We start from the raw sequence: 15,197 nt of genomic DNA on the forward strand, positions 1-15,197 counted from the left end.
GATAGCTGCGCAAGACAATCGAGCGTAAATATACTATTGTTAATCAACAACTACGCATGGGAAAAGGAATGCAAGCAATGGGTATGCTCCGGCGGGGGGCCGTGTTGATCGTCGACGATGAAAAGGGAATGCGCCATATTCTCAGCCGTTTGCTTGCGGATGAAGGCTACTCCGTTGAAACCGCCGGATCGGGCGATGAGGCGCTTGGCAAGATCGTCCAGGACTCTTTCGACGTAGCCATGATCGACATCCGTATGCCGGGGATGGACGGTTTGACGCTGCTGGATCGCTTGCGGGAAGAATCGCCGGACACGTCAGTGATTATGATGACCGCCTATGGCACCATCGAAGACGCCGTCAGCGCCATGAAGCGCGGCGCCTACGAGTTCATTACCAAGCCCTTCAACAACGACGAAGTCATCCACATCATCGGCAACGCCTTCGAGCGCAAACGCCTTCTCGACCGCAACCGCTACCTCTCTCAGGCGCTGGAAGAACGAAAACAGCTGGAAGGGCTGATCGGCGAAAGCCGCCCCATGCAGGCGCTCTACCGCCTCATCGAAAAAGTCGCGCCCACCGACAGCACCGTCCTCATTCTCGGCGAAAGCGGCACGGGCAAAGAACTCGTCGCCCGCGCTCTGCACAATCAATCCAAGCGCAAAGACGAAAAATTCATCGCCGTCAACTGCGGCGCTTTGCCCCGCGAGTTGATCGAAAGCGAACTCTTCGGCCACGAGAAAGGCTCGTTTTCCGGCGCCCACCAGCGCAAGATCGGCCTGATGGAATCGGCGGACGGCGGCTCGCTGCTGCTCGACGAAATTGGCGACCTTCCCCTCGAATTGCAAGTCAAAATCCTGCGCGTGTTGGAACAGAAGGAAATCCGCCGCATTGGCAGCGTCAATCCCAAAACCGTTGATGTGCGCATCGTCGCCGCCACCAACCGCGATCTCCAAGACGACGTACAGCAAGGCGCTTTCCGCCAGGATCTTTTTTATCGTCTCTCCATTATGGACCTGCGCCTGCCGCCCTTGCGCGAACGCAAGGAGGACATCCCCCTGCTCGTCGATCATTTCATCGCTCGCTTCAATCAAAAGTTGAACCGTTCCGTCGAGGGAATCTCTCCCGAAGCTTTGCGCCTCTTGATGAATTACGATTGGCCGGGCAATGTTCGCGAGTTGGAAAACGCCATCCAACGCTGCATGATCCTTCGCGATTCCGGCGTTATCGGCGAGGAGGACATACCCTCCAGCGCAACCGCCGCCGCTAAAATCGCCGTTCCCAACCTCGCCGATCCCTGCGAAGTGACGCTGCCCAGAGCACGCGAAGCTTTCGAACGCCATTATCTCAAGCAATTGTTGGAAGCGAACAACGGCAACGTTACCCAATCCGCGCTCATGGCGGGCATCGGCCGCCGCACCCTTCAGGAATTGATGAAAAAATACGGGCTGAGAACGGAAAATGATGAGTGATGAATGTCTGGGTGGCAAGGGCAAGGTTGTTTTTGCCCTTGAATAATACTGAAAAGTAGGATTGTCGCGTTTTTTGACCCATCGATATGTAAGAGGCGGGTGGCAAGGGCAAGGTTTTATCTGCCCTTGATTTATGGCCGTTTTATTCAAGGGCAAAAACGACTTTGCCCTTGCCACCCCGGCTACGATTTTGGGAGAAATCGAATATCTATGAAACGCATTCGTTTCAAACAAGCGAAACAATTTATATGGATACTGGTTCTCATTGTGATGGTGTTCACCTATAACATATTATCGGACAAACCCTATTGTACGATCGAATTGCAGGGCGAATACACCGTGCGGGGAGAGAGAAAGAATATTCTCCTCTACCTGTTCAATAAGTTTTATACCGAACGGAAAGAATTCGCCGCTCATCCTTCCCGCCCCGACGAGACGTATGGCATGTATATGTACGTCAACGATCCCGACGGCCTGGCTCACGTCATCTTCGCCGTCGATGGCGTACAAACGCCCGTCGAATTCCTGCCCGGTCAAAAGATAATCGACAAGGAGTGGAGATTTTCCGCTCAACAGGGGTGGCATTGGTTCCATTTGGACACGATGGATATGAAAGGCAACCGCAGCGCCTCCGCGTCCAACGTGCATGTCGTCGCGGCGAAATAACATGCGTATCGGCGCAACCTTTTTTCGCTCAAATTAATTCTGTCCGGTTTTTTCCACTTCCCCGGTCATGGGCACGAAGCGTACGGGGATGCTGTACTCCTTTTTGATTCCATCCTTTTCTTTTTTAATCAACAATAAGTATTGCTCCTGCTTGCCAACGGGAATGACCATGCGCCCCCCGATCTTCAACTGTTCGATCAACGGTTCCGGCACGCGGCCCGGCGCCGCCGTTACGATAATTTTGTCGAACGGCGCTTTCTGCGGCCAGCCTTTATAGCCGTCGCCCGCCTTGACGAAGATGTTTTTATAACCCAGTTCTTGGAGAAGCGCCTCCGCCTTTTTCGCCAATTTTTCGATAATCTCGATCGTATAGACCTCTTTCGTTAACTCCGCCAACACCGCCGCCTGATAGCCGGAACCGGTTCCGATTTCCAAAACCATATCGTCCGCTTGCGGCTTTAACAGCTCCGTCATCAATCCTACGATGTACGGCTGCGAAATCGTCTGATCTTCCCCGATCGGCAAGGGAAAATCCCCATAAGCATAAGCGAGCAACCGCTCCGGGACGAATCGATGCCGCTCCACTGTGCGCATCGCGTCGAGTACGCGCTTGTCCTTCACTCCGCGCATCGCGATTTGCCGGGAAACCATCTGCAGGCGCTGCTCCGCCAGCGATTCCTCCGTGGCGCGGGAATAGGACAAATAAACCAGGCCGCCAAGCAATAAGAAGGAAAATGCGCCAATAATCAGGATATCGGACATACGGCATTTCCTTGACAGCCAACCGCTCGGAATCCCCTTCATGATAACGCTCCTTTCGCCGCCGAATCGGGCGTCATCCATCTATTTTTTCCAGTATAAACGATTTTTGGAGAATCTTCATTAGGCATTTTTCCGATGGAATACTTTCGCCTGCCCGCCAATCTTCAAGAAATCTCCTCACTCGCCGCTTCACAAGGAGAACATTCCTTGATGTAATAAATTGTCCGTGGAATATTTCCGCCAAGGAGAAATCCGAGATGGATCGAAGAACGTTTTTGGAATGTTGCGGCGGTTTGGCGGCTTGGGCTTCGCCCAATCGTGGTGATGGATTCGGTCTCCTTCGCCCGTTAGGAGCGACGGGCGTAAAGGTTTCTCTGTTGGGATTAGGGACAGCGAATTTGCATCGGCTCGAAGCCAATGCTGCGGAACGTTTGATTCGCCACGCTCATTCTTTGGGCTTCGCCTATTTCGACTCTGCCGCTGCTTATGGCGATGGCGTTTCGGAATCCATACTTGGAAAATGCCTCGATCGCTCCCAAGAACATCTTTTTATCGCATCCAAAACGCTGCGCCGCCGGGATGCGGCGCCCGATCTTTACGCCTCTTTGCGCCGCCTTCGCTTCGAACGTATAGACTTATGGATGATGCATGATTTGCGAACACCGTGGGAATGGGAAGAAATGACGGCGCCGGGCGGCGCGTTGGAAACTGCTCTGCGGGCGCGAGAGAATGGCGATATTCGATTTATCGGCCTATCCGCCCATCGACATCCCGATTTAATAGCCAAAGCGCTGCATGAATTCCCCTTCGACGCGATCATGATTCCTCTCAAACCGGCGTCATCCGGCGGCGAAGGATTCGTCGAAAAAGTGATTCCTCTAGCGAATAGAATGGGCGTGGGCGTTGTGGGGATGAAAATCTTCGGACGATCCGCTCCTAGAAATTTATCTTCTGAGGCGGCTATGCAGGCTTGGCGCGAGGCGGCGCGATATCCGGCGGCTTCGATTGTAGCGGGATGCGAGACCGTAGAGCAATTGCAGCTTGCGGCGGATGCGTTCTCCGTCCCAATCGCGTGAGGCGCATTAGGCGTAAATATCCAAAAGCCGCCCCAGTCCAAACGGCTTCAACCGCGCAGTATCTTCCTGGATTTCCGCGTTTTTTTTCGCCATTTTGGAGTCTAGGTCATCCGGCAAATCGATGAGTTCGTTAAAGCGGGCGTCGACGAATTCGGACGTCCGATTGTAGTGCGACGCCAAATTGCTTTGCAATCGATTCGTGGGAATTGGCCGGAAAAGCGAAGTGGATTGGATAGCGGGAGTATTTGTTTCCATAATCTTCTTGCTCGTAAACGGATTTCGCAGCGAGAAGATCGCAACCTTGATGCCAAGGCGAATAATCGCCATTAACTATTTCATATATATGACTTTACTCAAAAATAACTGCATAGCGCCAACCAGAGTATTTTGGAAATTACAACATGGAACAGGCAAATTATTCCTAGTTATTCTCAATCGATTAGTAAGTTTTTTAAATCATAATCTCACTGTTCCCCTTCAATTCATTGGGGCATATAGTATATGGTTAAAATTCTATACTTATAGAAAACAGGAGATGAGAAACTATGGCGGAATCGTCAAGCTTGCGATATGGGGATTTAGTCTCATTAGTCATTTATTTTATTATTATGTTGAGCATCGGCTACTGGTGTTCCCGGCGCTTAAAATCGACGGAAGGCTATTTTGTCGGCAGCCGCAAAATCCCCAGTTGGGCTGTCGCTTTTTCCTTGGTGGGGGCGGCTATCAGTTCCGTTACGTTTCTCGCTTATCCTGGAAGCGCATTCGATACGAATTGGAGCATGTTGGTTCCGGGGCTGACGATTCCCATCGCGGCCTTGTTGGCAGTGTTGTTCTTCGTTCCTTTTTACCGCAAAGCTAGACTTGTCAGCGTTTACGAATATCTCGAAATGCGTTATGGCGTATGGGCGCGTATTTACGGATGCATCATGTTCACCATCTATTCCTTTTTCCGCATGGGCGTCGTCTTATACCTTCTCTCCCTTCCTGTAAAAACGCTCACGGGTTGGGATACCTATATCTCCATTCTCGTTATGGGAGTCATCGTAACTATATACACTGTCATCGGCGGCATTGAAGCGGTGATTTGGACGGATGTCGTGCAAACCGTCATTTTCATTCTCGGCGGCCTCTTCTGCATCGCTACGATCTTTCTCGATACTCCCGGCGGTCCCGCGACCATTTTTTCCGAAGGTTGGGCCAATAGCAAATTCAACCTTTCCGTCAATTTCGATTTAAATTTTGCGAATGAAACGCTTTGGGTATTGATTCTTTTCGGCCTTTTCCAAAACCTGCAGGAATTCGCTTCCGACCAAACGAAAATCCAACGCTATTGCGCCGCCGATTCCGATAAGGGCGCGAAAAGAGCCGCCTTTTACAGCGGCGTGGGCTGCATTCCGATCTGGGTGATGTTTATGTTCGTCGGAACCTGCTTGTGGGTATACTACCAGCATTTCCCCGAAGCCGCCGTTACTCAAATGAAGCCCGATCGCGTTTTCCCCCATTTCATTCTTACGAAATTGCCGGTAGGCTTGGCCGGATTCGTCATCGCCGCCATCATCGCCGCCGCCCTGTCTTCCATCGACGCGAGCATGAACGGCGCCGCCACTGTTATGACTTCGGATATCTACCGCCGCCATCTCGCTCCCGGCCGCAACGACCGGCATTATCTGAATGTCGCAAAAATTTTGACGGCGGTATCCGGCTTCTTCATGCTCGTTTGGGCGTTGTCTTTGATGAAGATCGAATCTTCCATCTTGCCCATCGCATTCGCCATTTATTCCGTTTTGGCCGGAGGATTGGGCGGGCTATTTTTTGTAGGCATCTTTACAAAGCGAGCCAATAGCCAAGGCGCGCTTATCGGAGTCGTTCTCTCGCTCGTTGTCACCGTCTGGATGACCCTCAGCGCTCTCGATCAGTTGCCGGAATCCTTCAACAGCCCCTTCCATAAGTTGATGATCAACGTGATTAGCAACATCGTTTCTTTTGCGATCGGCTACTTCGCCAGTTACGCCTTCGCGCCGCCGAAGCCGGAGCAGTTGGCGAATCTGACAGTATGGACGTTTAAGGAAGATAAAGAAAAAGCGTAGAAAAAAAAGGATAAAAAGATCTCGGCGCCGGATTCGTCCGGCGCTTTTTTTTACGCTTTTATATCGAGATTTTTTCCGCTGGCCGGTTGGGGAGATTCGACGTTGGGGAAGATGAGGATGCGCGCCTGGCCGCCGCCGACTTGGCGGTCTCCTGTAACGGGATCGACGCGGCTGTGGATCGTTACCGAGGCCATAATTCGCTGACCATTCAAAATGGCGTCCGACGTTTCACGACGGACATGGGACAATTCATGCTGCATGACGGCGAACGGCGCTTGTCCCGGCGTTAAGGGCGTCGCTGATTGGAATGACACGCCGGCATCGCTTGATCCGTCCGCATAATTCGTGGTTTTCCGCTGAAACGGCTCCTTGGCGGATGCGCCTTGCGCTTTGGCGGCGGGGGTTTCTTCCAGCGCATTTTGGGGATTGGCGGCGGCCGCCGTTTGATTGAGAAGAGCGGCGTTGGTTTCGTCGCTGGCGTCTTTCGCTTGCTTCAACGCTTCGCGAGCGATGCGCTGAGCTTCAACGGTTCTGCCCTCCCCCATATTTTGCTCTGCTGTAGAAAGCATGGCGAGGATGCGCATCGCCTTGGCGCCGGCGATTTGATTTTGCGCGATGAGCCGCCTCGCTTCCGCGATGGAGCGCGAGGTGCGATCCGCCTCATTCTCTATAGGCTGGGCCTTCGCCGCATAGTCGATCGGCCCCATCGAGGTAACCATCCGTGTTCCCTCAAAATAGATTTAGGGACTCTATTATAACTTCTTTTTCAATCGAAACAATATAATTTTATAAACAGCGATTGGAGCGGATAAGAAATTTGTCCGTTATGTTGGGTAGTCTCAAAGCGAAGCGCAGCCCTTCATCATTCATCATTCCAAAACGCGCAGTTGTTGCACTTCTTCGATGAGCAGGCTATAGCGTTGCCCGTCTTCGGCGGTAAACAATAACCGCCCTAATTCGTCGATCCCCTGCGTTACGCCCATCATTTCCCGGCCCAGCCGCAGCAAGCGCACCTTCTTTCCCAGCGAGATCTCATAACGCCGCCAATATCCCCGGATCGCTTCTCCCCGGTCGTTCTGCGACGCTTCCCAAAGCGCTTCCCATGTGGCGCCGCATTGCGCCAGCAAGAGATCGCGCCGCCATTCTTCAGGCTTCAACATGGCCAGCGAAACTGCCGTCTCCCGGCATTCCAACGGCCAATCGCTAGGGCCGCTATGCACGTTAAGACCTAGACTGACGAGCGCCGTCCGGCACTGGAAATCTTTTTCCACCAGTACGCCGCCCAGTTTGCGCCCTTGCGCCATCAGATCGTTAGGCCACTTGATGACGCAGGGGATGCCATAAGCCGTATCGAACACGCGGGCGACGGCAGCGGCGGCGTAAATCGACAGTATCGAGGGCGGCGGCTCCCATTCGCCCAGTTGCAGCGAAAACGTGAGCAGCAAATCCTTGCCTTTGGGCGAATTCCAAGCTCTGCCTTGCCGCCCGCGTCCTCGCATTTGATGATTGGCGGCGAAGACGGCGCCATGAACCGCCCCGCTTTCCATCAACGTTTTGGCGGCGTCGATCGTAGAGGAAATTTCATCGAAGCAATATATCCGGCTTCCCCACCACCGAGTCGAGAGATTCCCGGCAATCGCATCAGGATGCAAAACCTCCTCGCAAGGCTCATAGTAAAACCTGTCCAGATCGTAAGGCTTAATCAAAATCCCATCCTCCCGCAAAGAGGAAATCGCTTCCGTAACAGCCTCTATGCTTAATCCTGACAGGCGCGCAAGATCGGCCATAGTCAGCCGCATAAGCGGACGCTTGACGAATACCCGCATGATGGCAGTTTTGTTGGGGTGGTTGGCGAGGTAACGCTTATCTGTTGGATTGGGGTTTTTGGATGATGAGCGCATTACGAATAGATTTCATAAGGAGATTTTAACAATCTCTATTATGATCGGTATATGTATAGCTGCGCTAGCCGCAAACCATGCAGCACGTACAACACTACGTGTTAATCGTAATAGTTCATCTCTTGCTTCTTCAGCGCGAGAGGCTGCTAATTTCGCTAGTGAAGCAGCTTCCTCAATTCTTTTTTCTTTTTGTTGAAGTAACCAATCATTTATGAGCGGAATTTTTCCTGAACCATCTACTCCTTGTGCAAGTTTATCTCGGACTGATTTTTCACCCGTAGAGTCTACCTTTAGACTACGACTTATGGCATCATGATAAATTATTAGGGAGTAGAGAGTTTGCGGAATTTTTCATACGCCGCTGGATCGTCCTTTGTTCCTTGAAACTGAAAGGGCTGATATTGGTTGATCTCTTTTAACATTAAACCATAGGAGCATCCATGCAGGACGGAGATTTCGGCGGCTTTGGCTGCTTCCTCCCCGGTTTTGTCGTCTTCATTGCAGACGATCGGCTTTGAATATTTCTTCCATAGCGAAATGCAATCGGGGATTTTCTCTACCGGCGCGCCATTGAAATGAAGCAGGATGAAATCGGCGGCTTCGGCGATTTTTTCATTGGTTAGTCCATCGCCCAAGCCGCTGGTAGAGACAAATAGGCGAGGAGCAGTTTGTTTGGCAAGTTGGATCAATTCGACTTCGCCTGCGGGCGACTTGATAATGGAGCGGTCAAAGCCGTCGTGGCCGTATTCGTTGGCAATTTCGACGGCAACATTTGTGAATCCTTCCTTCTCGATCCAGCGAACGGCGTTGACGACTCCCTTGCGAACGGCGTCATCGTTCTTGAGAATCTGGTCCTGGCGTTGGTAGAAAAGACCAAGAATGACGGCGATTCCTTGACGGTCGCAGGCTTCGATGACTCGCTTCACTCGATGCAAATATTCATCGCGCAATGAACCGTCCGGATTGAAAGCGGAATTGAGCGCGCCTTCATAACCGGGCATTCCGCCCTGAAGGTTGAGCGTGAACGCCCGCACGCCGCTGGCGTAATAATCTGGGATTCGAGGAAGGAAGGCTTCCGTATTTTTATCGGGATCGAAATCCCGGCGGTTCAAATCTTCGAACGTGGAGTTGACCATGCGGACGTTCAGCAAGAGGCCGTCCGCCTTGGCGCCAGGATAAGCCGATTGGCCATTAATGAGCCAGCGATCTTTCTCGATAGAGAGGCGGGTGTGGCGCACTTCTTCCGCCAGAAGGCTCTGGCTCGCTATCGATAAAAACAGAAACGCCAATAATCCACGCGAAATAAACCGATTCATTGGGAGTTCCTCATTTCCGGCGGCAGGAGTTCGGAGATCGTAAACAAAGGAGAGTATTCTACGCCCGCCTTATCGAAAGCTTCCCGCCCGCCTTGCTCCCGGTCGACGAGAGCGATCATTTTGACGATTTCGCCGCCCTCGGCGCGGATGGCGTCGATGGCGCGCAATGCGGAGCCGCCGGTGGTAATGACGTCCTCGACGACGGCGACGCGCTTGCCTCGAATCTCTACGCCCTCGATCAGGCTTTGGGTTCCATGCTTCTTGGCTTCCTTGCGCACGATGAAAAACGGGATAGGACGGCCTAGAAGATAACTGAGCAGGGACGCGCCGCTAACCATCGGATCGGCGCCCAACGTCGGTCCGCCGACGGCTTCGACGTTATCGTTTTTGATATTTTCCAAAATCAACATGGAGAGACAAAAAAGGCCGTTCGGATCGCAGGTCGTCTTTTTCCCGTCGATGTAATACGTTGAAGTTTTGCCGGACGTAAGGATGAATGGCTTGTCCGGCGGCGCCAGTTTCAGAGATTTTTCTTTGATGATCTCTCTCAAATTATCCCGGATGAGCGTAGCTTCTTCCGCCGATAAACGGGTTAGATCGAAAGTGTAATCCGTCATGATTGCGCGTTCCTCTTCGATTCTTCGATTATCCTCGAATTTTATGGCAATCCTTTTAGCCAGCGCATATACCACTCTAGCGCCAAGAGGGAAATCAAGGATAGAGCAGCCCACCATTTCTCGCCAAGAAAGCGAGATCGCTGTTCCTCTCGATAGACGGATGCGGCGGGCAAGCGATCCGCCAATGGCTTCCAGGCGGGAGAATTGGCGTATTCGCCGCCGGACGATTCGGCCATAGCGCGCAAATCGGAAACGTTCTGGCGCAGCTCGTAGGTTTCCATGCGGTTCGGTTCGACGCGGAATTCGGCGGTGGCGCCGTCCAGGCGGTTGGCGAGAAGATAATTGCCCGGCTCCACCGGCGTATATCTCTCCTCAAAGCGGTTCGAGCGCGCCATCGCCGGAGAGAGCCATAGCGTTTCTTCTCGCGATGGTCCTTTTACGTCCACAGGGACGCCGCTTATCGTAGCATCACGAAGGCGGCTGGAGGCGATATATCCCACCTGGACCGGCTCGAAGATTTCGTAGAGCGAGCGGTCGGTAAATAGTTGGGATTCGTCAGCCAGCAGCCGGGGATTGCATTGATAGAGAACCGACAGCCAAAAAGACGAAAGCCAGTCCTCGCCGGTCAGCATGTTCCATCGCCAAAACGAATTGCTTTTCGAACAGACGATTTTTCCCAAGCCGAATCGATATTCGACAAGAAGGGAGACGGCTTCTTGAGCCGATGTGAGGCCGTCGAGCAATATTTTTTCCGCCGCCGATGGGGGGCCGGTTTGGAAAAAAGGAAAAAGCGGGGGGATTTTCCGCTCTTCCGTATTCAAAAAAGCGGAATGGAGCGGATCGTCCGGTTCGGTAGGCGGACGGATGGATACGGATTGCAAAGCGGCCGTATATATCTGCGATAAAGGCCCTGGAAGCGTTTCGCGCAGATTGGGAGGATAAGAAGCCGCATTGAGCGGACCAGGAAGGAACAACAATCCGCCGCCATTCTCCACATAATCCCTCAGACGCTTAGCGAAATCGACATGATCGGGAAGAAAAGCGAAATTGTGAAGAATAACAACAGACCATTGCTCCAAATGAAGATCCGCGAGCGATTCCGCAGCGGGAGCCGGTTCTGCGATGGGATTTTTATCGGCTTTTCCGGCGCGTTCCAGTACCCAGGAGCGGTCGCCAAGGGAAGATAGGCCGTTTTTGTGAGATAAATACGCCTGGAGATCGATCGTAAGCCGATCCTCCAAGGAACGTTTTAAAAATTTCATTTCCCAATCGGGAGCCGATGTTAGCAACAAAATAGGGTCTTTGGTTTTTCTGACGCGGACGCCGCGAATCAGCATGTTATTGCTGGCTAGTTGTTCCCCCGGAATAGGAACGGCTTCTACCGTAAATTGATATTCGCCGGGGGGGAGAGGGGGAATATCGAAGGTAAGAGTCTGTTTGCGAACCTCATTATTCAAATCCGCCGTTTTTTCTTCAAAATACAATTCCTCGCCCGATAGGGATGCGCCCCGCGTTCTGACCACTACCGGCTGGAAAGGCGCATCGCCCGCCACTGCGATGCGCGCTTGCAATGGCAAAGGTTCGCCAACGCGAGCGTTCGACGGCGCCAACGCCGCTTCGAGGATGATGTCGGAAAGCGTCTCCGTCGTTCCTACGCCGAATGTATAAATTCTTTTGCCGAGAGCGGATTCGCCCGCTCCGGCATGGCGAAAGAGAGTATCGGCGGAATCGATCGGATTGGCTCCTTGATTCCAGCGGCCGTCGGTGAAGAGCAAAAGGTAGGCGGATTCGTCCTGGCGGGAAATCCGTTGGAATCGAGCGATCGCCGCCGATAAGTCCGTGAAGGGAAATGCCGGAGACGCGGATCGGGGAAAACCGGAAGTCCAGAGCGATTCATCGGGCAGGGAACGCGCGGCGTTGGAAAAAAGAGCATACTTAAGATCGAATCCCTTGCGTTTCCATATAGCGGACAAATCTCCCTCTTGCAGGTTTTGGCGAAGAATCTCCCAACGGGAAAGTACGCCGATTCCCGATTTCTGCGCTGAAGGCCGGATGGGAAACGACATGCTTAACGAATCGTCCAAGGCGACATAAAGAACCGGAGAGACTGCGGTGCGGACCGTCTCTTTGATTTGGGGCTTCATCAGGAAGAAAAGCAATAATCCTAAAAAGATAAGGCGGCAAACGAGAAGACCCGTCCGCATTCCGGGAGATATGGGCGCGTCAAGACGCTTTAATGAGTATAAATAGATAGCGGCGCCGAAAACAAGAATAAAAAACAGGATCAATCGTTTGCGTCCTTTCGCAGGAGGTATGAATTATCCTTCGATTCCCTGAGAGCGGAAACTAACTATTCTTCTCATCTTAGCCGCGCGATGTCAGCTAGGGGAGAGGCGGCTTCCCCTTCTCATTTCGATTTATTATGATGTATGAAATAACGCCGATTTTTCCAGTACGAAAACGCAGTTATTCAATCGAATCTTTATTGGCGAAGTTTGGTTGGGATATCGAATACAACGATCCATGAGAATTTAGCAAGCCATTTTTAAATAAATCCGGTTCCATCTGCGTTAATCATCGAGGGGAGTATGATAACAGGAAGCCCAAACGAACACGGACAACTATTGCTTCGCTTTCGAGAAAAGGGCGATGTAGACGCTTTCGATCGGCTTATAGTGGCGTATCAAAAGCCTTTATATAATTACTTGTTGAAACTGCTGCAAAATAAAGAAGACGCTGAAGACGGATTGCAAGAGATATGGATCAAAGTCATCCGGCAATGCGGCTCTTATCAAGAAAAAGGGCGTTTTTCTTCGTGGATATTCTGCATTGCGCACAATTATTGTCTTGACCTTTTCCGCCGCCGCCGCCATCGAATCAATGACGAGGAATTCGTGGAAACTCGTAATGGATTGGCTTTATTGGATATTATCCCAGCCAATGTTTTTACTCCCAGCGAAGCGGCGATGGAAAAAGAAATGATGGCGCTGTTGGAGCATGAGATAAAAGATATGCCAGTGTTGATTCGCGAAGTCTATCTTCTGCGCGCGCAACATGGAATACCCTTCAAAGAAATTGCAGAGATCCAGAAATCTCCCTTGGGAACCGTCCTTTCGCGAATGCACCAGGCCGTGAAATGGCTCGAGCCGATCATTCGATTGTATATGAAAGAAAGCGATCCCAAGACGGAAGAATCCGCCTAGACCACGGAAAGCAATACCATCCATGAGCGTTACGCCTCTATTTCGTTTTTCCGACAAAAAAAAGAGATTGAACGAGAATCGCCTTTGGCTGTCGATGGACGAGCCGGAATGCAACGAGGAAGCGCGGGTTTTTGCAAATATTTGCGCCGTTGACGAATCCTTGAGGGATAAATGGGAAATTCTCAGACATTCGCTTGAGATGGGGGAAAAATTGGTATGGAGCGATCCCGATCCTTCCCTTCGCGCCAGTATTTTGGAAAAAGCGTATGCGGCGGTTATGCAAACCCAGACGGCGTCTCAAAAAAGCGAAACCACCGGCGCCTCCCTTTTCCGACTGCCGGGATGGGGATGGATCTGGGTTGCTCTCTTTCTCGTATTGAGCGGGGGAGTCTGCGAACAATTTCGGAATGCGAACGATAACGCCCTTCGTCTTGAACCGGTTGATATGGAAATTTTGTCTCTTCAAAGAGAAATAAATCAATTGAGGATGGACATTATCATAGAATTCGATTTCGATCCCGATGAGAACGCATGATGAATGAAAAACGGCAAGCGCCGAAAAAATCCGGACTCTTCATTGCGTCATTGCTGCTTATATCCGTATGGGGGGATTCGAACGTCAAGCCGGATGCATCGGCCGATCCTCCTATTCCTTCCGATTCCAGAGAGATAGAAAAGCCTCCCTTGCCGCCCTTTTCTCGAGTCGAGCCGATGGGCGGTTTGGATGAAGGACGCGGCGTTACTCCAGAAGACGAATTTCAGCGCATCCGCCAATTGCGGGAAGAATTTCCCAAACTAGCGGAAATATTGGAGGAAACGCGGCGAATTTCTCTCTCCATTCGCAACGCCGCTCTTTCCTATCGCCAATGCGATACTCCCGAGAAAAAAATCGCATGGAAAAATAAAACCCGCGAATTGCTAAAACAAGAATTCGATCTCGAAGTCGAAAGGCAATACCTCGAGATCGAATATCTGAGCAAACGAATCGAAAAACTAAAAATTCTTATAGCGCGTTTTGAAAAAAGCCAAGACGCCGTTCTCGAATACCGGTTGAAGAAAAAATTGCGCGATGACGACGCTAGCAAATCCCTGCCATTTCAACCGGAAAAGAAAATATCTCCATCCGAAGAAAACAATATTCCCTTCACGGAAGAGAAAACACCCGCTCCTTCCGCCATGGAAGCCCAGCGATAGATCTAGTTCGGCATGAACCAATCCCACTTAAGAGGAAGCGGCGGGATTGTAGCAGCCGTTATCCATTGGATTGATTCGAACAAACTCATCCGGTGGAATTGAAGGTCCAGGGGCGGAGCAATGTTCGTTGAACGTACGGCTCAGCGATTCCGCTATCATATCCGGACTCATTTTTTCCAAATGTCTGCGTTCGAGAACCGTCATCAATTCGCCGTTTTTAAAGAGAGCGATGCATGGAGAAGATGGCGGGATATTGGGCATATATCGCCTTGCTTGTTCAACCGCCTCCCGGTCGACTCCAGCGAATGCGGTTGTCAGTCGATCGGGGATGATTTTGTTCTGTAAGGCTTTCATTACGCCCGGCCGAGCTCCACCCGCTGCGCAACCGCATACGGAATTGATGACGACCAGCGTCGTTCCTTGGATTTTGGCAATCGCTTCATTTACTTCATCTATGGTTCGTAAAGAACGAATTCCCACGCTTTCTAATTCTTCCCACATGGGACGAACGGTTTCGGGATCATATAAGGGTTGCATCGAACTTGTCTCCTTCGATTGTGTTTTTTTTATGGATACCATCGATCCACTTATTCCAATCTGCATTGAGATTGTCGCTTTTCAAATTCCTCTCCCAAGATTGGGAGAGGTTAGGTGAGGGTTGATATTATTAGACTTATTATTCCCTCACCCTAACCCTCTCCCAGAGGGCGATGGAATATATAAGCAATAATCCTAACGCATACTAGTATTATTCCACCGCCCCCTTGCAATATCTTGAAGGAAAAATGGAGCGGGGAGCAATTTATCAATTAAATATAGTATATTATTTATAAAATAATTCAAGTATTTTTTAACCGATTATTCTACTCTAAGAAGTATGGAGCGCCGATGAAAATCTACTCCCCT

Annotated in this window: 14 protein-coding genes and 1 pseudogene; 7 read left to right on the forward strand and 8 right to left on the reverse strand. The window is 51.2% G+C overall.

Annotated elements, in window-relative coordinates; translation table 11 throughout:
- Positions 1-68 precede the first annotated feature (68 nt).
- Complete coding sequence (locus AB1656_03510; protein ID MEW6234433.1) at positions 69-1,469, forward strand: sigma-54 dependent transcriptional regulator; 1,401 nt, start codon at positions 69-71, stop codon at positions 1,467-1,469.
- 210 nt (positions 1,470-1,679) lie between these two features.
- Positions 1,680-2,135, forward strand: coding sequence for a hypothetical protein (locus AB1656_03515; GenBank protein MEW6234434.1), 456 nt, complete (start codon positions 1,680-1,682; stop codon positions 2,133-2,135).
- A 33-nt stretch (positions 2,136-2,168) separates the two neighbouring features.
- Here the strand turns inward: AB1656_03515 and AB1656_03520 are convergent, their stop codons facing one another.
- Entirely contained in the window at positions 2,169-2,897 is a 729-nt protein-coding gene (locus tag AB1656_03520; GenBank protein ID MEW6234435.1) for a protein-L-isoaspartate(D-aspartate) O-methyltransferase, read from the reverse strand.
- A gap of 257 nt (positions 2,898-3,154) precedes the next feature.
- Here AB1656_03520 and AB1656_03525 point away from each other — a divergent pair, with 257 nt between their 5' ends.
- Positions 3,155-3,973 carry an aldo/keto reductase gene (locus AB1656_03525; protein ID MEW6234436.1) on the forward strand — a complete coding sequence of 273 codons (819 nt, stop codon included), beginning with the start codon at positions 3,155-3,157 and terminating at the stop codon, positions 3,971-3,973.
- Positions 3,974-3,979: 6 nt separating this feature from the next.
- Here AB1656_03525 and AB1656_03530 read toward each other — a convergent pair whose 3' ends face one another.
- Positions 3,980-4,228, reverse strand: coding sequence for a hypothetical protein (locus AB1656_03530; protein MEW6234437.1), 249 nt, complete (start codon positions 4,226-4,228; stop codon positions 3,980-3,982).
- Between the two features lie 290 nt (positions 4,229-4,518).
- Between AB1656_03530 and AB1656_03535 the strand changes: the two genes are divergently transcribed.
- Entirely contained in the window at positions 4,519-6,060 is a 1,542-nt protein-coding gene (locus AB1656_03535) for a sodium:solute symporter (GenBank protein MEW6234438.1), read from the forward strand.
- 50 nt (positions 6,061-6,110) lie between these two features.
- On the opposite strand, the gene AB1656_03540 is transcribed toward AB1656_03535, so the two are convergent.
- The 5 genes from AB1656_03540 to AB1656_03560 form a co-directional block, all read right to left on the reverse strand.
- Positions 6,111-6,779: a hypothetical protein gene (locus tag AB1656_03540; GenBank protein MEW6234439.1), complete on the reverse strand. Its 669-nt coding sequence runs from the start codon at positions 6,777-6,779 to the stop codon at positions 6,111-6,113.
- Between the two features lie 150 nt (positions 6,780-6,929).
- Positions 6,930-7,961 carry a biotin--[acetyl-CoA-carboxylase] ligase gene (locus tag AB1656_03545; GenBank protein ID MEW6234440.1) on the reverse strand — a complete coding sequence of 344 codons (1,032 nt, stop codon included), beginning with the start codon at positions 7,959-7,961 and terminating at the stop codon, positions 6,930-6,932.
- A 323-nt stretch (positions 7,962-8,284) separates the two neighbouring features.
- A complete protein-coding gene (locus AB1656_03550) occupies positions 8,285-9,277 on the reverse strand; it encodes a hypothetical protein (protein MEW6234441.1) in 993 nt (330 codons plus the stop codon).
- Entirely contained in the window at positions 9,274-9,894 is a 621-nt protein-coding gene (gene pyrE / locus AB1656_03555) for an orotate phosphoribosyltransferase (GenBank protein ID MEW6234442.1), read from the reverse strand. The genes AB1656_03550 and pyrE overlap by 4 nt, the downstream gene beginning before the upstream one ends.
- A 41-nt stretch (positions 9,895-9,935) precedes the next feature.
- Positions 9,936-12,182, reverse strand: coding sequence for a hypothetical protein (locus AB1656_03560; GenBank protein ID MEW6234443.1), 2,247 nt, complete (start codon positions 12,180-12,182; stop codon positions 9,936-9,938).
- Between the two features lie 300 nt (positions 12,183-12,482).
- On the opposite strand from AB1656_03560, the gene AB1656_03565 reads away from it, so the two are divergent.
- The 3 genes from AB1656_03565 to AB1656_03575 are packed head-to-tail and all read left to right on the forward strand — an operon-like array spanning position 12,483 to position 14,291.
- Positions 12,483-13,097, forward strand: a complete 615-nt coding sequence (locus AB1656_03565) for a sigma-70 family RNA polymerase sigma factor (GenBank protein MEW6234444.1) — start codon at positions 12,483-12,485, stop codon at positions 13,095-13,097.
- Positions 13,098-13,119: 22 nt separating this feature from the next.
- Positions 13,120-13,632: a hypothetical protein gene (locus tag AB1656_03570; protein MEW6234445.1), complete on the forward strand. Its 513-nt coding sequence runs from the start codon at positions 13,120-13,122 to the stop codon at positions 13,630-13,632.
- Positions 13,629-14,291, forward strand: coding sequence for a hypothetical protein (locus AB1656_03575; protein ID MEW6234446.1), 663 nt, complete (start codon positions 13,629-13,631; stop codon positions 14,289-14,291). The genes AB1656_03570 and AB1656_03575 overlap by 4 nt, the downstream gene beginning before the upstream one ends.
- A 117-nt stretch (positions 14,292-14,408) precedes the next feature.
- Here AB1656_03575 and AB1656_03580 read toward each other — a convergent pair.
- Positions 14,409-14,828, reverse strand: a pseudogene (locus AB1656_03580) (BrxA/BrxB family bacilliredoxin).
- Between the last annotated feature and the right edge of the window lie 369 nt (positions 14,829-15,197).

It is taken from the genome of Candidatus Omnitrophota bacterium (assembly GCA_040755155.1).
In the GTDB taxonomy this organism is placed as follows: Bacteria; Hinthialibacterota; Hinthialibacteria; order Hinthialibacterales; family Hinthialibacteraceae; genus JBFMBP01.